This window comes from Flavobacterium sp. 316, assembly GCF_000967805.1.
Lineage (GTDB): Bacteria > Bacteroidota > Bacteroidia > Flavobacteriales > Flavobacteriaceae > Flavobacterium > Flavobacterium sediminilitoris.
The window spans coordinates 496183-517847 of the sequence record NZ_JYGZ01000003.1 but is presented as its reverse complement, the minus strand read 5'-3'; the positions used below and the strand labels follow the sequence as shown (position 1 = coordinate 517847).

Genomic DNA, 21665 nt, shown 5'->3' with positions numbered 1-21665 from the left:
TTCGAGCGCTTTTTAATGACTTTTTTGTTCTTAATGCGGTTTTCTCGAACCAATGAAGATGTTATCAAAAAAGAGATATTCAAGATAGGTGTAAGCGTCACGAGATTTGATATTAAGAGGAGGAAGCCTAGTAGGCTTCAGGTATTTTTATAAAAAAAAACCGCCCATCTTTTATGAGAGGCGGTTTTTGTTATTTAATTTGGTTTCCTTGTTTATCAAAAAAGTGATATTCAAGATACGTGTAAGCGTCACGAGATTTGATATTAAGAGGAGGAAGCCTAGTAGGCTTCAGGTATTTTTATAAAAAAAAACCGCCCATCTTTTATGAGAGGCGGTTTTTGTTATTTAATTTGGTTTCCTTGTTTATCAAAAAAGTGATATTCAAGATACGTGTAAGCGTCACGAGGTATAATTTTCACCCATTTTTTATGTTCAAAAAACCATTTTGAACGTATTGATGGAAAACCTTTTTCAAGGTATGCTGCCACGAAAGGGTGGGCGTTTAATACCACTTTTTTATGGACTTTTAAAATTCTTTCTAGGTCAGCCGTTATTTTGTCAATAATTAATATTGGAGCTTCAATTTCGCCATTTTCATTTGGATCTTCTTCTCTCGTTTTAATATTAACTTCCGGTCTAACTCTTTGTCTAGTAATTTGAATCAATCCAAATTTGCTAGGAGGCAAGATCTTGTGCTTGGCCTTATCGTCACTCATTTCTTCTCTTAAGAAATCATATAATTGTTTTCTATTTTCTGCATTCTGCATATCAATAAAGTCAACAACAATGATTCCTCCCATGTCTCGTAAACGTAATTGTCTCGCTATCTCAGCGGCTGCAATCATGTTTACTTCTAAAGCAGTATCCTCTTGGTTTAAAGCTTTATTTGAACGATTTCCACTGTTTACATCAATTACATGTAACGCTTCTGTGTGTTCAATAATCAAATAAGCACCTTTGCTCATTGAGACTGTTTTTCCGAAAGAAGTTTTAATTTGTCTTTCAATATGATATTTCTCAAAAAGAGGAAGATCTTTTGACTGATAGTGTTTTACGATAGACACCTTGTCAGGAGCTATTTCTTGCAAATAGTCCTTCGTTTGAATATATAATTCTTCATCATCTATATTAATACTGGTAAAAGTATCATTAAAAACATCTCTTAATATTGAAGATGCTTTGTTGAGTTCACCTAATACTTTAGATGGATGATGAGCATTTTGTAGCCTTTTACTCATGGCAGACCATCTGTCTAATAAAAGTTGTAGGTCTTTGTCTAGTTCAGCTACTTTTTTGCCTTCAGCTACTGTTCTCACAATAACTCCAAAACCTTTTGGTTTAATAGAAAGAACAAGTCTTTTTAGTCTATCTTTTTCTTCTTTAGAATCAATTTTTTGTGAAATTGAAACACGATCTGAAAAAGGAACTAAAACTACATATCGTCCTGCTAAAGAAATTTCAGAACTAATTCTGGGTCCTTTAGTAGAGATAGGTTCTTTTACTACTTGTACTAAAATCGATTGATTGGCGCTGAGAATATCAGTTATTACGCCATCTTTATTGATTTCAGTTTCAAAAGGAAAATTTTTGAGTGAATAATCTTTTAGTTTACCTGCGCTTACAAGTTTAATAAATTTCATCAAAGAAGGAAGGTTTGGACCTAAATCATGATAGTGTAAGAAAGCGTCTTTTTCGTAACCTAAATTAACGAATGCTGCATTTAAACCTGCAACTGGTTTTCTTATTTTGGCAATAAAAATATCACCAACACTAAAGTTATTCCCTTTTTCTTCTTCTTTGTGTAATTCAATTAGTTTTCCATCTTTTAATAAGGCAAAATCTACTGCTTCTGAACCCGATCTAATAATTAACTCTTTGTTCACGCTGTACATTTTTATCTATACTTTTTTAGTGATTAGTGATTAGTTGTTAGTAATTAGTCAAAAATATAAATGCCAATTACTAGTTACTAGTTACTAAGTTACTGCTTTAGTACAGATGGATTAAACAATATTTTACAGGTTTTAACCCGATAATCAGTACATTAACTGATTAATTTCAAAGAACTTTAAAAAAAGAAAAGTAGTATTAAACTACTTTTTCTTTTTATGACGGTTAGCTCTTGCTCTCTTCTTGCGTTTGTGAGTCGCTACCTTATGTCTTTTTCTCTTTTTACCACTTGGCATAACGTTGTTGGTTTAGATTAATAAATGATTTATACTGCTATTTCAGTTTTAGTTTTTACGCTCTCAACAAAAACTTTAGCAGGCTTGAATGCTGGAATGTTGTGAGCAGGTATTTTAATGGTTGTGTTTTTTGAAATGTTTCTTCCAGTTTTTTCTGCTCTTGTTTTAATAATAAAACTTCCAAAACCTCTTAAATAAACATTATCACCTGTTTCTAATGAGTTTTTTACTTCTTCCATAAAAGACTCTACAGTTGCTTGAACATCAGCTTTTTCAAGACCTAATTTTTCAGAAATTTTAGCTACAATGTCTGCTTTCGTCATTTTCTTTCGTATTAATATTTTATGTTCTTTTTTTGAGTTTGCAAATATACGAATTAAAAAAACAATTAATCAATCTTAATTAATTAAATTTTAACTACTAATCTTTTTATTTTTGCTTTTCAAACTATAACAATGGAATTTTCTAACTCATTAATTGATTGGTATTTACAAAATAAACGAAATTTACCTTGGAGAAATACAAATGATCCATATCAAATTTGGTTGTCTGAAATCATTCTTCAACAAACAAGAGTGGCCCAAGGAATGCCTTATTTTGAGGCTTTTATAGGAAATTTTCCTACAGTTTTAGATTTGGCAAGTGCTTCAGAAGAAGAAGTGTTGAAATTATGGCAAGGACTAGGTTATTATTCTAGAGCAAGGAATTTGCATGCTGCTGCAAAATATATTGTGAATGAGTTAAACGGAGTTTTTCCATCAACATACAAAGAGTTATTAGAACTGAAAGGAGTAGGTGATTATACGGCTGCTGCAATTGCTTCGTTTTCTTATAATGAACCTGTTGCTGTGGTAGATGGGAATGTTTTTAGGGTTTTAGCTAGAATTTTTAATATTTCTAGTGATATCGCAATTCCTAAAACTAAAAAGGAATTTCAAAAATTAGCGCAAGAATTGTTGCCGATAGATAATGCTGCTAGCTTTAATCAGGCAATAATGGAGTTTGGAGCATTGCAATGTGTGCCAAAAAGTCCTAACTGTGAAGTGTGTGTGTTTAATTCTAAATGTTTGGCGCTTCAAAAAAAAATAGTAGATAAGTTACCTGTAAAACAGAAAAAAGTAAAAGTACGAAATAGGTATTTTAACTATTTGATTATCATTGATAAAGATAATAATTTTGTCGTTGAAAAAAGAGAAGATAAGGGAATTTGGTTTAATTTATATCAGTTTGAACTACTTGAAAGTGATGATAAGAAGAAATTAGAAGATGTTGTAGCGGAAATTAAAACGAAGTTTAAACCTCAATCAGTTTTATTAAAAAATACGGAAGAAATTATTCATAAATTATCACATCAACATTTGTATATTCATTTTTTTGAATTGAAATTTGATAATAGTATTGAAAAAGCAGTTCCAATTAGTGAATTAATAAAATTGCCATTTCCTATTGTTATTCATAATTTTATTGAATCAAATTATTTGTAATACATCGAAAAACACTATATTTGGTGTACTAAAAAATCATACACGCCATGAACGGTACACTAAACAAAGTTCTTTTAATAGGACATCTAGGAGATGAGGTTAAAATGCATTATTTTGATGGAGGGAATTGTATTGGTAGGTTTCCTTTGGCAACAAATGAAGTGTATATAAATAAGACAACAGGAGAAAAAATTACTTCTACAGAATGGCATAATATTGTAGTTCGAAACAAAGCGGCTGAAATCTGCGAGAAGTATCTTTCTAAAGGAGATAAAATATACATTGAAGGAAGAATAAAATCCAGACAATGGCAAGCAGAAGACGGTAGTACTAAATATACAACTGAAATTCAAGTTACCGAATTTACATTCTTATCTACTAAAAAAGAGACAGAATCAAGTAATAAGCAAAATTTTAAATCAGACAGTTCTGAATCATCAAAAAACACTAATTTTGACGCTTCAAAAGGTATGTCAGAAAATGATGATTTGCCTTTTTAATGTTTAACTAATACCATATAAAATTGGATCCAGATCCTTCCAGTTACATAAATACAATAGATTTCGAATTGCTAATTAGTTTAGTAATCGTTTTTTTACTTCTTATCTGCTCTGCATTTATTTCGGGTTCAGAGGTTGCATTATTTTCATTGTCGCAAAAAGATATTGATGACTTATCAGTTGAAGATTATAATACAGGTACTTTAATTTCAAAATTATTAGAACGACCAAAAAAATTGTTGGCTACTATTTTAGTGGCTAATAATTTTATAAATATTGCTATTGTTATTTTGTTTTCATCCATTAGTGAAGCACTTTTTAGCTCTATAAAAACAGGAATTATTCGGTTTGTGGTAGAGGTAGTGGTGGTTACGTTTCTTATTTTGCTTTTTGGAGAAGTATTGCCTAAAATATATGCAAATCGTAACAACGTAGCATTTTCAAAAATGGTTTCATTGCCTATTTCTATATTAGATAGAGTTCTTGCGCCTGTTACAATTCCTATGCGCAATATTATTTTGTATGTGGAAAAGAAGTTTAGCGTGCAAAAAACAAGTTTTTCTGTAGATCAATTATCACAAGCATTAGAATTGACAAATCAGTCTGAAACTACACAAGAAGAGCAAAAAATATTAGAAGGAATTGTTACTTTTGGAAACACAGAAGTGAGGCAAGTAATGAGTCCTCGTATTGATATTTTTGCGCTAGAAAAAGAAGAAACTTTCGCTGAGATCATGCCAAAAATTGTAGAGAAAGGCTATTCGAGAATTCCTGTTTATCATGAAAGTATTGATCATATAGAAGGTGTGTTGTTTATTAAAGATTTGATTCCTTATATAGACGAAAAAGATTTTGATTGGCAAAAGCTTATTAGAAAGCCTTTCTTTATTCCTGAAAATAAAAAATTAGACAATCTTCTTAAAGAATTTCAAGGGATGAAAAATCACTTGGCTATTGTAGTTGATGAATATGGAGGAACATCGGGACTAGTTTCTTTAGAGGATATTTTAGAAGAAATTGTAGGAGATATAAGTGATGAGTTTGATGATGAAAATATTATTTACTCTCAAATTGATGATAAAAACTACCTCTTTGAAGGAAAAATTAGTTTAAAAGATTTTTATAGAATTATAGATATTAACGGTTCTCTTTTTGAAGATAAGAAAGGAGAAGCCGAAACGTTAGCAGGGTTTGTCTTAGAAATATCGGGTAATTTTCCTAAGAAAAATCAAAAGATATCTTTTGATAGTTATGTTTTTACTGTGGAAAGTTTAGATAATAGAAGAATAAAACAAATAAAAGTTACGTTAAGTTAAAAAAGAGAGATGCAAAAAATATTTTTTATAGTACTAGCGTTGTGTTTAGTTTCTTGTGGAGATGAAATTTTACCAAAACCGAAAGGACAACTTCGATTAGAATATCCAACAGCAAAATATTATGAGCTATCAAATGATTGTCCTTATGTTTTTGAGATAAATGATGTTGTGAAATTAAAAGAAAAAGATACTTGTTCTTTTGAATTGCATTATCCAAAAATGAAAGCAACAGTATATTTGACGTACAAAAAAGTAGATCGTGATATTGAAGATTTGTTAAGAGACGCTCAAAAATTAACGTATGATCATGTTATAAAGGCCGATGATATTATGGAGCAGCCTTTTATAGATAAAGAAAAAAAAGTGTATGGTATGTTTTATGAAGTGGGTGGAAATGCAGCAACAAATGCTCAGTTTTACTTAACAGATAGTACAAAGCATTTCATGGTGGGAAGTTTGTATTTTTATGCCAAGCCAAACTATGATTCAATATTGCCAGCAGCAAGTTATATCAAAAACGATATTAGAAAAATAATGGAAACAGTAAAATGGAAATAAAAAAAGGGAATGTTTTTAAAACATTCCCTTTTTTATTGCAGATACTATAATGAATATAGGTCTTCTCATTTCGTCTTTCATTTCTGGATATTTTTTTAAAATTTCTTCCGATGGTTTTGGTTCAGATATTTCCTGAATGTCAAAATTTGATTTAATTACGGTATTTATTATAGTTTCTAAAGTTCGATGGTATTTAGTTACTTTGTGTCCAAGAAATTGGGTTTTTCTTTTACTTTCGTCTTGATAATTTTCAATAGGCCAATGCAGTCGATTTCCATTTTCGTCTGTAAACCAGTCTTGTTCGGCTCTTGAAGTAAACATAGGATGTTCCATTGAGAAAACAAAGCACCCTCCTTTTTTTAAACATTGATTAATTTTGCCAAAAATAGTTTTAAGGTCTTTTAAGTAGTGGAATGCAAGTGAACTAATGATAACATCAAATGTTTCAGACTCAAAGTTAATATCTTCGATTGCCATTTGCTTATAGTTAATCGCTAATCCTTTGGAATTTTCTTTGGCTTTATCAATCATTTTTTGTGATAAGTCAATTCCAATTACATTTTCTGCTCCTTGTTGTTTAGCATAAATACAATGCCAGCCATATCCGCAACCAAGGTCGAGTACATTTTTTCCTTGAAAATCAGGTAACATTTTTTTTAAAACATACCATTCGCCTGCTGAATTTAAACCGTCAGTTGAGCGTGGTATTTTTGCATAACTTTCAAAAAAGTCATTATCATCGTATTTGTTTTGTTTCATCTTATTATTCTGTGTCTCAATGTTTCTTTAGAAACTGTTTAATGAGTAGCTACGTGGGTTAGTACTTAATTTTATATAATATAAGTACACATTAAACTTAAAAACTCATGAGTATTTTAAGAAGTGGGCAAGAGTAAATGATTAGCTATATTATTGTAATCGTTGTACAGCTAATAATTTTTTAAATGAATACTAATGATATGATTTTTATAAAATTATAAACATCTAAAGAATAATGTTTTTCTTAGTTTTTAGTCATTAAAAACTAAGAGTTATACACTTTTATTAGTTGTGTAACAATCACCATTTTTATCTATAGGTTTTATGTTTTAAAAGAAAAACTATAAAGTTCCGCTTTCTTTCTTTTCACCACATGAAGATTTTCCACTGCAACAAGATTTTTTTGTTTCAGTTTTTGTTTCAGTTTTTCCTTCTTTTTTCTTCTTTTTTTCTTTCTCTTTTCCGTTAAAAAAAGCTTTGTCTCCAGAAGATTTCACATCAGAAACTTTGTAAAGATCTCCGCCAGCAATTGCTTCAACAGTTTCAACTAATGTTTCAGGAGTTTGTTTTCCGTTTTCAAAAGTTACAGTAGCTGTTTTCTTCTCAAAATCTACTTTAGCTTTGCTAACCCCTTTTAATCCAGATAATTTATCTTCAATTAATTTAGCGCAACCTATTTCACAAGTCATTCCTTCAATATGAAAAGAAGCTGTTTCTAAATTAGCAGCCATTTCAGTTGTTGAAGTTTCAGGGGTTATTTCGTTTTCGGTTGTTTCAGTGTTTTCTTTCTTACAACTAACAAAAGCTATAGATATTAAAGCAATTAATGCTGCTGTTTTTAAATTTTTCATGATATTGTTTTTATAAATAAATTCTATTAATTAATTACAAATTTATATAAAAAAAGAAAGGTTAAGTAAAAATAAAGTCTGAATTTTGGAGTCTTATAAATTATCGTATGGAAAATAATAATACTAAATGGTATTTGTTAGGATTTTTAGGTTGTGTATGGGGAAGTTCCTTTATTTTAATGCAACTAGGTTTAAAAGGGGTAAATTCTATTCAAATGGGGAGTTTAAGAATTCTCTTCGCGGCTCTTTTTTTAATCATTGTTGGATTTAGGCATATTCCAAAAATTCCAGTCTATAAATGGAAATATATAGCTATAACAGCTTTGTTTGGAACATTTTTACCAGTGTATTTATTTGCATTAGCTTTATCTAAAATAGATGGATCAGTAAGTTCTATATTAAATTCATTAACACCTTTAAGTACATTAATTGTAGGGATTCTGTTTTTTGGAATGGGAGTACAAAGAAGGCAGGTGTTTGGTGTAATTTTAGGATTTTTAGGATGTGTGTTGTTGGTTTTGTTTAGTGATGGAGAAAATACAACAGAAAATTATTATTATGCTTTTTTAATTTTATTAGCATCTTTGTTTTACGGTATAAATGTAAACCTAATAAAGAAATACCTTTCCGATTTAAAGCCACTTACAATTAGTACAGGAAATTTTGTAATCTTGTTTGTCCCTGCATTAATAGTGCTTTATTTTGCTGGTTTTTTTGAAATTGTTGGTGAAGAAAAAGTGCAAACATCTTTAGGGTATATTGCTATCCTTGGGATAATTGGAACAGGATTGTCTAATATTTTATTTTTTAAATTAATACAATTGTCTTCGCCTGTTTTTGCAGCTTCTGTAACTTATATAATTCCTGTTGTGGCTATTTTGTTAGGTTACTTTTTTATGAATGAAAGTTTAAATCTAATTCAGGCAATAGGTGCTTTTGTGATTTTATTAGGTGTTTATTTTTCAAGTAGAAAACAATAAAAAAAGCTCTCAGTTATGAGAGCTTTTTACTTTTGATTTTATATCACTAATTATTGAAAATCAGCATCAGTAACACCTTCGTTGATTTTTACCTCAGAAGTAGTTAATTCAATGTCAACTCCCATATTTATAGTTGTTTTGTATGGAAATTTAATTCCTTTTACATCTTTGTAGTCTTGGTAGTAAGTAGCTTGAGTCATTTTTTGACCACCTTGCTCTAATTCTACAGCTTGTCCTACTTTGTATCCAGATTTTACATTATAATAATAAGTAACTTTTCCTTTTTTAATAGCGTAAGCATCTTCATTGTTGATTGTTTCAATACCTGCTAATGTAGCTTCTTTGTCGTTTAATAAGCTAAGCTCAATAAATGTATCAACAGTTTCTTGTAACGATTTTAATTCATCACCTGTGATTTCTTGTTTTTGACCTTGTGCTTCCATGTAAGCTCCTTTGTCGTTAACAACTTGCTTCATTACAGTCATTCCCATAGCTTTCATTTCTAATGACATTTTCTTAGAAGAGCTAGATTTTACTACTAAATCTAAATTTTGTCCTTGTATAGTTCCATTAGAGAAACTAGCTAAAGTTTTAACATTTTTCAATGCTTTTTCTCCACCTATAGCGTCAATGTATTTTTTTAATACTGTTTCAGTGGTTACACCTGCTGGAATTTCTTTTTTAACAACTGGTTTTTCAGCTTTGTTTCCAAATTTGTCAAAATAGAAAATAGGTAATTTTTCTTTATTACTCATTGCTTCTAATGAAGGTAATACTTCAGAAGCTTTTCCTACAATTACAACTCTAGAGTTATCAGCTAAGAAATATTTTTGAGCTACATTTTTAATATCTTCAGCAGTTACTGCATTAATATTTTTAATGTAGTTCTCATAAAAATCATTAGGTAAATTTTGAGTTTCTTTGTTTAATGCATAACGAGCAATAGTAGCTGGTTTTTCAATTTGCATTACAAAATTCCCAACATATTTAGCTTTTGCATTTTTTAATTCTTCCGCAGAAACTAAATCATTTCTCATTCTTTTTAATTCGTTGAAAATTTCAACAACAGCACTGTCAGTAACTGCATTTCTTACAGCCGCTCCAGAACGAAATTTATTGATATATTTTCCAGAACCTAAAGAAGAGTAAGATCCGTAAGTCCATCCATGAGCTTCACGTAAATTTAAGAACAATCTACCTTCTCCGCCACCACCAAGAATTTGGTTAGCTAAGATAGCAGCAAAATAGTCTTTATCAGTCATTTTTAATTTTGAAAGATTCACAACTGCAATTTCAGATTGAACAGCATTTGGAGTGTCTATAAAATTAATTTGGCTGTATTGAACATCTGTAGGATTAGAATAAGTAAGTTGCGGTGCCGTAGCTTTTTTCCATTTACCAAAAAGTTTTTCAACCTCTTTTTTGGTTTTTTTGTAATCTACATCTCCTACAATTACTAAGTATGCATTTCCAGGAACAAAATAAGTGTTGTAGTTTAATTCAACATCTTTCAATGTTACATTTTTTAAAGTTTCTTCACTTACATATTCACCATTATAGTGATCTTTACCATAAGTAAGAAGGTCTTCAACTCTTTTTGCAATTGCAGTAACGCTTTTTTCATCAGCTTTTAACCCTTCGATAAGTTTTGATTTTTCTTTTTCAAACTCTTTTTCGTCAAATAAAGGGTTTAGTGCTCCGTCTGCCATTAATTCTAATAATCGGCTAGAATATCTTGAAAGACCATTTGCAGAAGCTCCACTAGACCAAAAGTTGATGTTAGCACCTAAGAAATCAATTTCTTCATTAAATGCATCCTTAGAAACAGTTTCTGTTCCATTTCCTATCATAGCACTTAAAAGATCTGAAACTCCTTTTTTGTTTCCTTCAGCATATGGAGGGTTATCCATTGTTAAAGTATACGAAACTCTAGGAAGTTTATGATTTTCTACAATTAAAACTTTTAAACCATTTTTAAGTGTAAAACTTTCTGGTTTGTTTATGTTTATAGAAGGAGCTGGTCCTGGTTTAGGTTGCGGTCTATCTTGTGCGTGCATTGTTATTGTTAAAAATAAACTAGCGGCTATATATACAATTTTTTTCATGTTCAATTTTAGTTTTGAGTTTTTTCTTTAGCTGGAATATAATCTAAAATCATTCTTTGGTTTGAATTTAAATATTTATTAGCTACCTCTTTAATTTCTTCTCTTGTAATAGAACGATAAATGTCAATCTCTGTATTAATTAAATTAATATCACCATATAATAAGTAGTAAGTAGCTAAGTTATTAGCAATTCCTTCTACACTAGCATTACTGTTTACATATTGATTTTCAAATTTATTTTGTAATTTTTGAAAATCTTTTTCAGAAATTAATTCTGTTTGAACCTTAACAATTTCTTCGTCAATTTCTTTAATTAAATCATCAGAAGTTTTGCCTTGCATTGGTATTCCGTAAATTAAATACATACCATAATCTTCTTGACTATTGTTAAAAGCTCCTATTTGTAGTGCCATTTTTTTGTCGTCAACAATTTTCTTGTATAATTTAGAACTTTTACCATCTGATAAGTAAGAAGAAATCATATCTAAAACTCTAGCATCTCTTGTTTTCATAGATGGCGTTCTGTAAGTTGCTAAAACCATAGGAAGTTGAACGTTTGGATCTTCCCAAGTTGTTCTAAATTCTTTAGTTATAGGTTCTTCTGTAAAAGTTTTACGTTCTATAGCTGGTCCTTTTTTAATAGCACCAAAATATTGCTCTATCCATTTTTTAGCTGTTTCTGTTTCAAATTGTCCTGCAACAACTAAAACGGCATTATTAGGAATGTAGAATTTTTTATTAAAAGCTTGGAATTCTTCTAAAGTAGCAGCATCTAAATGTTCCATTTCACCTATAGTAGTCCATCTATATGGGTGTGTTTTAAACATGTTTTGTTTTACTGCTTTAAAAATATTACCATAAGGTTGATTGTCTACTCTTAAACGTTTTTCTTCTTTTACAACTTCGTTTTGAGTATCAACTCCTATTTGATTGATTATAGGATGCATTAATCTTTCCGATTCCATCCATAAAGCTAATTCTAAATTGTTAGAAGGGAAAACCTCATAGTAATACGTTCTGTCATCAGAAGTATTTGCATTATTATTACCCCCATTAGCTGTTACTAATTTAAACCATTCTCCACGCTCTATATTTTTTGTGCCTTCAAATAAAAGGTGTTCAAAAAAGTGAGCAAAACCAGTTCTATTAGGTTGTTCGTCTTTTGCTCCCACATGATACATTACAGATGTGATTACTACAGGAGCTGAATTGTCTTGATGTAGCACAACATGTAGTCCGTTTGCTAAATCATATTCTTCAAATGTTACTTTTTGGGCGTAAGTTGCTCCACCTAACAAAAGTGCTGTACTTAAAGCCATTAAAGATTTTTTCATAAGTTAATATTTGAGTTATTTTCCCCATAAGTCGTGATTTATTAAATTTTGTTACACCTTATGGAAGATTTAAAGTACTTTTTTTTGAAGAAACAGTATTTATTAAAACTTTAAGGATAATTTTTAAAGACACTTGTTGCTTGATTGATAAATTGTTGTATATTTGCACACTTGAAAAATTAACTAAATTCATATTCGTATGTATGCAATCGTAGAGATAGCAGGGCAACAATTTAAAGTAAGCAAAGACCAAAAGGTTTATGTACACCGTTTACCAGAAGAAGAAGGAAACAATGTTTCTTTTGATAAAGTTCTTTTGTTAGACGATAATGGTGCAGTAACTCTAGGCGCCCCAGCTATAGATGGAGCTTCAGTAGAAGCGAAAGTTTTAAGACACCTTAAAGGTGACAAAGTAATCGTTTTCAAAAAGAAAAGAAGAAAAGGATACAAAAAGAAAAACGGTCATAGACAATCGTTAACTCAAATTATCATTGAAGGAATTGTAGCTTCTGGTGCAACTAAGAAAACGGCTGCTCCTAAAAAAGAAACAGCTCCTAAAGCAGAGAAAGCAGCTCCAAAAGCAAAAGCTACTAAAAAAGGTGATGATTTAAAAAAGATTGAAGGAATAGGACCTAAAGCTGCTGAGGCTTTAGTTGCTGCTGGAATTGATACATTTGCTAAATTAGCTAAAGCTAGTGCAGAATCTGTAAAAGAAGTTCTAGACGCGTCAACTTCAAAACTTTCTCATTTAGATCCAACTACTTGGGCGCAACAAGCTCAATTAGCTGCTGATGGTAACTGGGATGAATTACAAAAATTACAAGACGAATTAAACGGTGGTAAAGCTGTTTAATTATTAATATTAACAATTAAAACTTAAAACGTCATGGCTCACAAGAAAGGTGTCGGTAGTTCTAAGAATGGTAGAGAATCAGAATCGAAACGTTTAGGCGTTAAGATTTATGGTGGTCAAGCTGCAATTGCTGGTAACATCATTGTTAGACAAAGAGGTTCTAAACACAACCCAGGTGAAAACGTTTACATGGGTAAAGATCATACTTTACATGCTAAAGTTGATGGTGTTGTTCAATTTCAAAAGAAAAAAGATAATAAATCATACGTTTCTATAGCTCCTTTTGAAGCTTAGTAATTAAGATTATTACATAAAAAAAACCAGCAGTTACTGCTGGTTTTTTTTATGCTTATACCATACTATATAAGCTTTTTTATAAAAGATTTAGAGTTGTGATTTTTTTTTCATTTTAAAAATAAAATTACAAAAGTTGTAAACTTTTTTTCAAAACGAAAAAAAAATTACAGAAACCGTGATCTTTTTTTTCATTTTGAAAAAAAAAATTACCAATCTTGTAATTTAATTTTCTTTTTGAAAAAAAGATTACAGACTTCGTGATTTTATTTTACTTTTGAAAAAAAAAATCACAAGATTAATTTGGTTAAAAAAAATGGATAAGAAAGGAACAATAAGAGAAGAACTAGGTGTTTCACAATCAGATTTAGCTATAGTATTAAAAGTAAGTAAAACTCAATTGGCTATGTATGAAACAGGCAGACGAGATTTGCCTACTGATGTTCTTTTGAAGCTAGCAGATATGGTAATTTTTGTACGAAAGGTGAAGAACAGTTCTATAGAAACAGCAGCTTATTTAAAAGAAGAAAATAAAAAAATGAAGCGATATTTAGAAGGAGAAATCCTTATAAATAAGCATAGGCAATTAATTTTAGAAAAGAAAATAAGTCGAGTTGAAAAGAAATATGAGGATAATATTGCTAAGTTAAAGTTTGTTGCTTATTTGAAAAAAATGAATGATAAAGACTCTTTGATTGATGCTCATTTAAAATTAATGGAGGTAGAAGCTATTAAAGAAATGGGACAAAACGGATACCAATTACAAGAAAAGTATAAGTTGAAAAAGAGAACTTTAGAAGATTATGAAAAATATTTGAAAGAGGCTTTGCAGCGTGTTTTATAGCACTATCAATTTAAATGTTTTAACCTGTTTTAGTGTTTCTCCTTTTTCATTGTACGCTACTTTAAAGATTGTATCACATTGGTTTTAAAATATAAAAGAGTCGGACCTATACTATATAGTCCGACTCTTTTATATTTGGCTTTTATTTAGTTTTTAACCCGTTGGGTGCAATTATTAAAAACGTCAATTCGAGTGTTTTTTGTGCAGTAAAACGGAACAAAAAATGTATCGAGAACCGTTTTTAATGAAATTTTTCTTGTTCTCGATACGATTTTCTRTCKAAAAAYACTCGAACTGAYAAAAAAAAKCATCAAAAATTAATTACACCCAACGGGTTTAGTTTTTTACTATCTTTTTAGTAATCACTTGATTGTAGTTATTAGTGATACGTAAAAAGTAAATACCATTCATAAAGTTTGATACGTTAATTTCATAAACAGCATTGCCATTAAATACAACCTGTCCTACTTGATTGTAAATTTCCACTTTTGTCACCATTTGGTCGGTGTTTATTGTTACTATACTTTTTGTTGGATTTGGAAATATTTTTATGTCATCTACTGAAAAATCTGGAGTTTGCAATGTAGTATCAACTACTTCTGTAGTAACAGTGTTGGTTACTATAGGAGGATTAAAATCAAAGAAAATATTAGCTGTGTTATTAAAAATATCACCAAGTGCTGCTGTTGATTTGGGTTTAATTTTGTAGGCAATATAGCCTTTTGAACCTTCTTCGTCTACATCACTACTTGCCAAATATATAGCATTAAAAATAAAACTTACTTGATTACCATCTTTTATTTCAACACGGTTTGAATGACTAAAACTTTCTAATTGAAATGTACTCCAATCTAATTTATCGTCTAAGATGTTTTCTACCCGAACACGTTCAGCATAAAAGTTTCCAGTATTTTGGTATCGGATGATATAGTGTAAATATTCATCAATATTTTCAACTGGAATTTGTGAACCTTCTAACACTGTAATGTCATTAGGGTCATAAGAGCCCACAATGGTTTGTTGTAATGTATATGTGTTGTTAGATTGCACAATATCATTTGTGTTTCCATTAATATTAGTAATAAAAGATACACTTTCGCCAATTGTAACGGAAGGAATTGTTGCTACTAAAAAGGTAAGATCTATTGTTGTTGTTTGAAACGGTAGCACATTATTAAAAGCAAAGGTTAAAGTGTTTGCAGTTTGTGATTCAATGGATTGACTTGCAGTAATAAAACTAAATTTTCCATTGTTGTAAGTAACTGACAGTGTTCCTGTTCCAGAGGTTGTACCATTGTTTTTTATATGTATGCGATACTTTGCTTGAAATCCTGGACGTGCTTCATCCAATTTGTACATGTTGATCTCTAATTCATCAAAAAGCGTTGTTGGTTGCATGCAAAAATTAAGCTGCTCTGTTTGATTGATACCTACAAAATTAGTAACATGGCTTAATGGATTCGGTTCATATTGTAATAATGGCGATTCAATTGTTGTGGTGTATTCATCTTCATTAGCGTACAATAAATAATTTCCATCATTGTTTGTAAAAGTTGAAAATGTAGTAGATCCTTTTGTTGTAGAAACCAATAAATTAGGTACTATTGTTGCATTGTTAGTGCAACCATTGGCAGCAATATCAGTGCGAACTGTGCCTTGAATTTTATTTTGTAAAAGACCAAGGTTTTCAAACCAAGCTATTTTAGAATCGTCAAATGATGAAGTTACAAAATCCAAAAGACCATCTGCATTCATATCAGCAACAACAATGCTGCTCATACGTAACAATTCATTGGTAATAGCAAAAGGCGTTTCAAAAGTTCCATCACCGTTGTTTTTAAACCAACGCAATCGGTCTCCTTGTTCAGCATCACAAACAATATCATTATCACCATCTCCATCTACATCATACATTGTAAGAGATAATGCTTTAGTAACTGTTGCAATAACGGTAGCTGGACCAAATGTACCTTGTCCGTCAGTATTTTCATACCATCCTATTTTGTTTTGACCTCGATAGATGTACACAATATCTTTATCACCATCGCCATCAAGATCGCTAGTATAAATCCTTTTTGTAAAGCTCGACGTTTCTGGAATGATGTGTTCTATGGTAAAATTACCTAATCCATTGGTGTTTTCATACCAACCAAATTTATTGCTATTTGCATTAATCACATCTAAATCGCCATCACCATCTATATCATCAATTGTTATATAACTAAAACTTGCTGTTGGAAAGTTATACAATTGCTGTGATTGAAAGGTTCCGTTGCCATTATTTCGAAGCACCATAAGGTTTGTTGTATTTAAAACGGCTACGATATCAATATCTCCATCGCTATCAATATCAACAGGAGTTATATAATACAAATCTGCTGTTCCTGTGTATATTGTGTTTTCGGTTGTAAAAACACCATTTCCATCGTTTTTAAACCATAAAATTTTATATACATCAATAGTATCATCAAAAAAATAAGTTGCAACAACATCTAAGTCTCCATCACCATCCATATCGCGTAAATATCCATTTCTTGCTTGTGTGGTCGTATTGGAAATGATTTGTTGTGGTTGTGTAAAGGTTCCAGTTCCTGAAACATTTTTATACCATGCTAACTTATTATCTCCATTAGAAGAAGAGAGAATATCTTTAATTCCGTCACCATCAATATCGCCAACATCAACATTATTAGGAAAAAGAACATAGTAAGAAATTCTAGTTGGTGCACTAAAACTGCCTAGATTATTCGTGTTTTTGTATAAAGAAATATCACCGTTTTTATAAGTTGCAGCAAGGATGTCTTTAGTTTCATTATTATTTAGATCAATTGAAGCAATGTCCCAAACCGATTCGGCATTTGTAGATATGATTTGTTCGGAACCGAAGGTTGTTCCAGTCATATTTTTGTACCATGCAATTTTGGTGGTATTGGATTCCATAAAAAGAATATCTAATTTATTATCACCATCCAAATCGGTCATTTCTAATTTTTTTTGATCATTACTAGAAGTTACCGTTAAATTAGGTAAATTGACCAAGATTACATTATTGGCAAAGGTTCCTAAACCATTTGTATTTTGATACCATTTTATTCGTCTTTCTGAACCTCCATTTTCAAATATGGTAAGAATATCAATATCGCCATCTCCATCTACGTCACCACTAAATATTCGACTTGTTTGTGCAAAACTGTCCATAGTTTCTAAGAGGCTAAGTGTTCCGTTTGTATTTTGCTCGTATGCCTGAAGTAAATAGCCATTTACTCGAACAATATCCATTAGGTTATCATTATTGAGATCTGTGATATGAAAAGCCGAACTATTACTTAAAATGGTAGATGTTGTAAAAGTTCCAGTGCCGTTATTTTTAAATAAAGAAATACCACTTGAAGAGCTACAAATTACATCCATATCATTATCGTTGTCCCAATCAACCACTTGTAACTGTGAACCATAACTACCAGTAGTTGTTATGGCTGTTGGAGAACTAAAAGTACCTAAACCATCTATGTTTTTTACCCAAAAGGCTAAGGATTGACTTCCATTCCAAATACTATAAACAACATCCTGAAAACCATCACCATCAATTTCTGCAACTGCTATACTATTAATAGAATATGTATTATTAGCAACGGTTTTCGTTTTAGAAAAATTACCTGTACCATTAAGGTTTTTTTGCCATGAAATTTTGCCTGAACTACCTACAACAACATCGGGAAAAGAATCCCCATCGATGTCGGCTATAGTTATCTTTTGTGGTTGAGAATAACCATAGGTGGAGTCAATTACTGTGTGTGGTTGGAAACCGACTTGAGCAAAACTAAAAAAATTAAAGCAAAATAGTAATGGTATGTAAAATTTACTCATAATAATTAATTGTTTGTAAGAATATTATTTTTTTCAGTAAGTTAGGTGTAAATATAATTATTTTATTTAATGTTAAAATTATAAGGTGTTAAAAGTGTAATAGTTACAGTAATAGATTTACTAGAGTTGTTATTTTTAAAATAGAATAATACTTCTCGATACGCTTCGCACTCGAAGTGACGTAGATTGCGTTAAACCGTTTGTGTCGTCAGTTTGAGTGTTTTTATGAAATGCGAACAGCAGTTTCACAAAAATGTATCGAGAACCACAAACTTGTCATGCTGTAAGCATCTCATTAGGAACTCCGTAATATTATGCATTAGTTTGGGTATTTTTATGAAAAAAATGTTGAGTCTTTGTGAAACTTCTCGATACGCTTCGCACTCGAAGTGACGTAGATTGTGTTAAACCGTTTGTGTCGTCAGTTCGAGTATTTATATGAAATGCAAATAGCAGTTTCACAAAAATGTATCGAGAACCACAAACTTGTCATGCTGTAAGCATCCCATTAGGAACTCCGTAATATTATGTATTAGTTTGGGTATTTTTATAAAAAAAATGTTGAGTCTTTGTAAAACTTCTCGATACGCTTCGCACTCGAAGTGACGCGAGTTGTGATTACTATAGTTTTTAAGACAATCTACGTCAGTTCGAGTATTTTTATGAAATGCGAACAGCAATTTCATATAAATGTATCGAGAACTTTTTTAAGATTTATTAAATTTTTTCTTAGCGAGGTTAGGCAGGTCATCATAATTATCTGAGATTAGAGCTTCTTTTTTTGCTTTAGACCATTTTTTAATTTGCTTTTCCTTTTGGATAGCAATAGTTATATCCGTAAATTCAGCATAAAAAGCTAATAAAACTGGTCGTCTTTTAAAAGTATAGCAATCTGGAAAATGTCCAATTTCATGTTGGAAAAAACGTTGAGATAAATTACTAGTAACCCCAGTATAATAGGTGTTGTCAGCGCATTTTAATATATAGACGTAAGAAATTTTCATATTATCAAAAATAATGTTTTTTCTTTTTATATCAAATTGGAGACATTGTGAGTTATTTTTTTGAGGAAAGAAGTAGAATAATACTTCTCGATACGCTTCGCACTCGAAGTGACGTAGATTGTGTTAAACCGTTTGTGTTGTCAGTTTGAGTGTTTTTATGAAATGCGACAGCAGTTTCACAAAAGTGTATCGAGAACCACAAACTTGTCATGCTGTAAGCATCTCATTAGGAACTCCGTAATATTATACATTAGTTTGGGTATTTTTATGAAAAAAATGTTGAGTCTTTGTAAAACTTCTCGATACGCTTCGCACTCCTTTAAAGGTTTTATTAAAATATCTATATAGTTTTCAGAGTATTTATACCGAAGATTTAATAAACCTTTGAGTTTTTTATTTGAATGAGCATTGTAGATGTCTTTTGTTTTGTTAAACTTTAAAACTTTCCACTAAAACGAAAATTGTCACCCTGTAAGGGTCGCATTAGAAACTCCGTATTATTGAGCTGCAAATGGGATGCTTACAGCATGACAAGATTGTGGAATTTAATGGTTAATAATTATGTTATAAATTAGTTTTTTGTTTGTATTCTCGCTGTTCGAGTGATTTTATGAAATGCGAACAGCAATTTCACAAAAATGTATCGAAAAAAAAGGGTTCAACTTTAATTAAAGTTAAACCCTCTTGTTTTTTAGAACAGTGTCAAAATTATCGTTTAATTTAGTTTATCCGCTTTTCTTTGTGCTTTGTCTAAATCAGCTTGATAATCTCTTAATTTATCTTCTTTTTTAAGAATTTTTTCTCTCCATTTTAGCTCATCATTAGGACTTAATTTTCCTTTTATTTTAAGCTTTTCAAATTTCGCTTTATCCTTTTCAATTTCTTTCTGATGTTCCGCTATTTTGTCTCTTCTTTTTGAAACATCTTTTCGTGCTTTCTCAGCTTTTTCTTTTTCTTTTTCCGCTTTTTTAGCTTCTTTCTCTCTTTTTTTAGCCGCTTTTTCTCTCTCTTTTTCTGCTTTGGCTCTTTCTTTTTCTGCCTTTTGAGCTTCTTTCTCTGCTTTTACTTTTTCCTTTTCAGCCTTTGCTAATTCTTTCTTTTGTTTCTCTTCTGCTTTAATCCTTTCTTTTTCTTGTTTAATGGCTTCTTTCTCTTTTGCAACTTCTTGCTCTGTTTTTAGTTTAGCAGCAGTAACACTATCTGTTATAATTTCCTGTCCGTTTGAAAATTGGAAACCAAGAACAACCAATAATAACATAAGTTTAATTTTCATACTTTTTTTTTTAAAGTTATCTTTACAAAGATAGATAAATGTATACAATATGTGCAAAAATAAAATGGCTATTTTGTTGATTATGACAGTGCTTATGGGGGCATGTAACCAGAATAGGACAACACAAAATAATGAATTTGGAACACAAAATAACGAAATAACAGTATTTGATTACTTACCTTCAAATACTACAGGAGCTGTTTATAAGCATAAAACGTATACTCTTTCTTATGCTGAAGAATATGAGCAAGCAGAGTGGGTGGCTTATGTGTTAAAGGAGAGTGATATAAAAAATACAGATTATAAGCGTCCTTATTTCGAAATAGATCCAGAAATATTAACGGGAGCGGCTCACTGGCGAAACTATAAAAGATCGGGGTATAATAAGGGGCATTTGTGCCCAGCAGGAGATAGAAGAGGGAGTTATGAGGATTATGAAGAAACGTTTTTAACGTCAAATATAGCGCCTCAAAAGTACGATTTTAATGCAGGAATATGGAATAGACTAGAGCAAAAAGTGCGCTATTGGGCAAAAGGACAAGATAGCTTATATGTGGTTACAGGCGGTGTTTTAACGCCTGATTTGGAAACTATTGGTTTTGAAAATGTTGCTGTACCTAAATATTTTTATAAAATACTATTGTCTAAAGATCAAAAAAATATGATTGGGTTTTTAGTACCAAATGAAGCTTCTGAAAAACCATTATATAGCTTTATTACTTCGGTAGACAAAATAGAACAGCTTACAGGGATTGATTTCTTTCCAGCATTAGAGGATGCTATTGAAGATGAATTAGAAGCGAAAACAGACTATACAGGATGGATATTTTAAAATTTAGAATTTGATTTTTTGTTTATTTTCTCTAAATGTTTGATGATTTTTAAAATGAGTCGTATCAGATAATAGATGATAATAACTAAGGCAAATACTAAAATGATTTGTAGTGTAAAATATAAATCCATTTTTTAAATAGGTTATAGTTGATGATTTAAACGGTTCTCGATGCATGAGTTTTTATTTTTGAAATGATAGCTTTAATTTGGTGTTTTTAACATTAAAATGACTAATGTTTAGATTATTGTTCTGCTATTTTAACAATTTCGGCAACAAAGTTGTAATTGTGAGTCAGATATTTTTTGTAGTATTGTGAACGTTGTATTTCTTTTTTAAAGTTAGTTAAAAGAACATTTTTACAACAAAAACAAGTAGATTACCAATAGATAATATGTTGGATACTTGAATTTTTTTAGTTATAATTTTCGTCAATTCGAGTAATTCTTTTAAAGAATTGTGATAAGATAAATGAAAATGGTTAAACGTTCTTCTCGCATTTTTGCTTTATAAAATAAAGTGAAAATACTCGAAACTGACGGTTTTTTATAGAGTTAAAAATTAGAATAAAAAATATTGTTGTAGCAATGTCAAAAAGTCTCAGTTGACTTAAAAAATCTTGGGA

At 30.5% G+C, this 21665-nt stretch carries 18 protein-coding genes; 9 read left to right on the top strand and 9 right to left on the bottom strand.

The genetic code is table 11. From position 1 onward, the window contains the following. Positions 1 to 341 precede the first annotated feature (341 nt). A complete protein-coding gene (locus SY27_RS08700; protein WP_045969350.1) occupies positions 342 to 1883 on the bottom strand; it encodes a ribonuclease E/G in 1542 nt (513 codons plus the stop codon). A 332-nt stretch (positions 1884 to 2215) separates the two neighbouring features. Further along, positions 2216 to 2521, bottom strand: a complete 306-nt coding sequence (locus SY27_RS08695) for an HU family DNA-binding protein (RefSeq protein WP_255350299.1) — start codon at positions 2519 to 2521, stop codon at positions 2216 to 2218. A gap of 120 nt (positions 2522 to 2641) precedes the next feature. On the opposite strand from SY27_RS08695, the gene mutY reads away from it, so the two are divergent. Genes mutY through gldD form a run of 4 tightly spaced genes read left to right on the top strand, consistent with a single transcriptional unit; the run spans position 2642 to position 6044 of the window. After that, positions 2642 to 3670 (top strand): A/G-specific adenine glycosylase, encoded by a 1029-nt coding sequence (mutY, locus tag SY27_RS08690; protein WP_045969212.1) that lies wholly within the window; start codon positions 2642 to 2644, stop codon positions 3668 to 3670. A 47-nt stretch (positions 3671 to 3717) separates the two neighbouring features. After that, positions 3718 to 4170, top strand: coding sequence for a single-stranded DNA-binding protein (locus tag SY27_RS08685; protein ID WP_045969209.1), 453 nt, complete (start codon positions 3718 to 3720; stop codon positions 4168 to 4170). A gap of 23 nt (positions 4171 to 4193) precedes the next feature. Beyond that, on the top strand, positions 4194 to 5486 hold the full coding sequence (locus tag SY27_RS08680; RefSeq protein WP_045969207.1) for a gliding motility-associated protein GldE: 1293 nt from the start codon (positions 4194 to 4196) through the stop codon (positions 5484 to 5486). Between the two features lie 9 nt (positions 5487 to 5495). Next, positions 5496 to 6044: a gliding motility lipoprotein GldD gene (gene gldD / locus SY27_RS08675; protein WP_045969205.1), complete on the top strand. Its 549-nt coding sequence runs from the start codon at positions 5496 to 5498 to the stop codon at positions 6042 to 6044. A 15-nt stretch (positions 6045 to 6059) separates the two neighbouring features. Here gldD and SY27_RS08670 read toward each other — a convergent pair whose 3' ends face one another. Next, on the bottom strand, positions 6060 to 6803 hold the full coding sequence (locus SY27_RS08670; RefSeq protein WP_045969203.1) for a bifunctional 2-polyprenyl-6-hydroxyphenol methylase/3-demethylubiquinol 3-O-methyltransferase UbiG: 744 nt from the start codon (positions 6801 to 6803) through the stop codon (positions 6060 to 6062). Positions 6804 to 7144: 341 nt separating this feature from the next. After that, entirely contained in the window at positions 7145 to 7654 is a 510-nt protein-coding gene (locus SY27_RS08665) for a heavy-metal-associated domain-containing protein (RefSeq protein ID WP_082084326.1), read from the bottom strand. Between the two features lie 107 nt (positions 7655 to 7761). On the opposite strand from SY27_RS08665, the gene SY27_RS08660 reads away from it, so the two are divergent. After that, the gene (locus SY27_RS08660) at positions 7762 to 8634 is read left to right on the top strand and encodes a DMT family transporter (protein ID WP_045969201.1); all 873 of its coding nucleotides are present in this window, start codon (positions 7762 to 7764) and stop codon (positions 8632 to 8634) included. A 50-nt stretch (positions 8635 to 8684) separates the two neighbouring features. Here the strand turns inward: SY27_RS08660 and SY27_RS08655 are convergent, their stop codons facing one another. Continuing rightward, the gene (locus SY27_RS08655; protein ID WP_045969199.1) at positions 8685 to 10739 is read right to left on the bottom strand and encodes a pitrilysin family protein; all 2055 of its coding nucleotides are present in this window, start codon (positions 10737 to 10739) and stop codon (positions 8685 to 8687) included. Between the two features lie 8 nt (positions 10740 to 10747). Continuing rightward, entirely contained in the window at positions 10748 to 12073 is a 1326-nt protein-coding gene (locus SY27_RS08650; RefSeq protein ID WP_045969197.1) for a pitrilysin family protein, read from the bottom strand. A 199-nt stretch (positions 12074 to 12272) separates the two neighbouring features. On the opposite strand from SY27_RS08650, the gene rplU reads away from it, so the two are divergent. The 3 genes from rplU (at position 12273) to SY27_RS08635 (ending at position 14064) form a co-directional block, all read left to right on the top strand. Then, positions 12273 to 12926: a 50S ribosomal protein L21 gene (rplU, locus tag SY27_RS08645; RefSeq protein ID WP_045969195.1), complete on the top strand. Its 654-nt coding sequence runs from the start codon at positions 12273 to 12275 to the stop codon at positions 12924 to 12926. 33 nt (positions 12927 to 12959) lie between these two features. Continuing rightward, a complete protein-coding gene (rpmA, locus tag SY27_RS08640; RefSeq protein ID WP_045969193.1) occupies positions 12960 to 13220 on the top strand; it encodes a 50S ribosomal protein L27 in 261 nt (86 codons plus the stop codon). A gap of 316 nt (positions 13221 to 13536) precedes the next feature. Continuing rightward, complete coding sequence (locus SY27_RS08635) at positions 13537 to 14064, top strand: helix-turn-helix domain-containing protein (protein WP_045969191.1); 528 nt, start codon at positions 13537 to 13539, stop codon at positions 14062 to 14064. Between the two features lie 336 nt (positions 14065 to 14400). On the opposite strand, the gene SY27_RS08630 is transcribed toward SY27_RS08635, so the two are convergent. The 3 genes from SY27_RS08630 to SY27_RS18680 all read right to left on the bottom strand — a co-directional run bounded on the left by SY27_RS08630 (position 14401) and on the right by SY27_RS18680 (position 20208). After that, positions 14401 to 17931, bottom strand: a complete 3531-nt coding sequence (locus SY27_RS08630) for a T9SS type A sorting domain-containing protein (protein WP_045969189.1) — start codon at positions 17929 to 17931, stop codon at positions 14401 to 14403. A gap of 707 nt (positions 17932 to 18638) precedes the next feature. Continuing rightward, entirely contained in the window at positions 18639 to 18935 is a 297-nt protein-coding gene (locus tag SY27_RS08625; protein ID WP_045969187.1) for a GIY-YIG nuclease family protein, read from the bottom strand. A gap of 715 nt (positions 18936 to 19650) precedes the next feature. Continuing rightward, a complete protein-coding gene (locus tag SY27_RS18680) occupies positions 19651 to 20208 on the bottom strand; it encodes a hypothetical protein (RefSeq protein WP_052705242.1) in 558 nt (185 codons plus the stop codon). A gap of 49 nt (positions 20209 to 20257) precedes the next feature. Here SY27_RS18680 and SY27_RS08615 point away from each other — a divergent pair, with 49 nt between their 5' ends. Then, the gene (locus SY27_RS08615) at positions 20258 to 21040 is read left to right on the top strand and encodes a DNA/RNA non-specific endonuclease (RefSeq protein WP_082084325.1); all 783 of its coding nucleotides are present in this window, start codon (positions 20258 to 20260) and stop codon (positions 21038 to 21040) included. Positions 21041 to 21665: the final 625 nt, after the last annotated feature.

Excerpts from the sequence above, each read along its gene's own strand:
- mutY (WP_045969212.1), top strand. The coding sequence starts at position 2,642 with ATGGAATTTTCTAACTCATTAATTGATTGGTATTTACAAAATAAACGA.
- SY27_RS08630 (WP_045969189.1), bottom strand. The coding sequence starts at position 17,931 with ATGAGTAAATTTTACATACCATTACTATTTTGCTTTAATTTTTTTAGT.
- gldD (WP_045969205.1), top strand. The coding sequence starts at position 5,496 with ATGCAAAAAATATTTTTTATAGTACTAGCGTTGTGTTTAGTTTCTTGT.
- SY27_RS08665 (WP_082084326.1), bottom strand. The coding sequence starts at position 7,654 with ATGAAAAATTTAAAAACAGCAGCATTAATTGCTTTAATATCTATAGCT.
- SY27_RS08625 (WP_045969187.1), bottom strand. The coding sequence starts at position 18,935 with ATGAAAATTTCTTACGTCTATATATTAAAATGCGCTGACAACACCTAT.
- rplU (WP_045969195.1), top strand. The coding sequence starts at position 12,273 with ATGTATGCAATCGTAGAGATAGCAGGGCAACAATTTAAAGTAAGCAAA.
- SY27_RS08635 (WP_045969191.1), top strand. The coding sequence starts at position 13,537 with ATGGATAAGAAAGGAACAATAAGAGAAGAACTAGGTGTTTCACAATCA.
- SY27_RS08655 (WP_045969199.1), bottom strand. The coding sequence starts at position 10,739 with ATGAAAAAAATTGTATATATAGCCGCTAGTTTATTTTTAACAATAACA.
- SY27_RS08685 (WP_045969209.1), top strand. The coding sequence starts at position 3,718 with ATGAACGGTACACTAAACAAAGTTCTTTTAATAGGACATCTAGGAGAT.
- SY27_RS08660 (WP_045969201.1), top strand. The coding sequence starts at position 7,762 with ATGGAAAATAATAATACTAAATGGTATTTGTTAGGATTTTTAGGTTGT.
- rpmA (WP_045969193.1), top strand. The coding sequence starts at position 12,960 with ATGGCTCACAAGAAAGGTGTCGGTAGTTCTAAGAATGGTAGAGAATCA.
- SY27_RS08650 (WP_045969197.1), bottom strand. The coding sequence starts at position 12,073 with ATGAAAAAATCTTTAATGGCTTTAAGTACAGCACTTTTGTTAGGTGGA.
- SY27_RS18680 (WP_052705242.1), bottom strand. The coding sequence starts at position 20,208 with ATGAAAATTAAACTTATGTTATTATTGGTTGTTCTTGGTTTCCAATTT.
- SY27_RS08615 (WP_082084325.1), top strand. The coding sequence starts at position 20,258 with ATGTGCAAAAATAAAATGGCTATTTTGTTGATTATGACAGTGCTTATG.
- SY27_RS08670 (WP_045969203.1), bottom strand. The coding sequence starts at position 6,803 with ATGAAACAAAACAAATACGATGATAATGACTTTTTTGAAAGTTATGCA.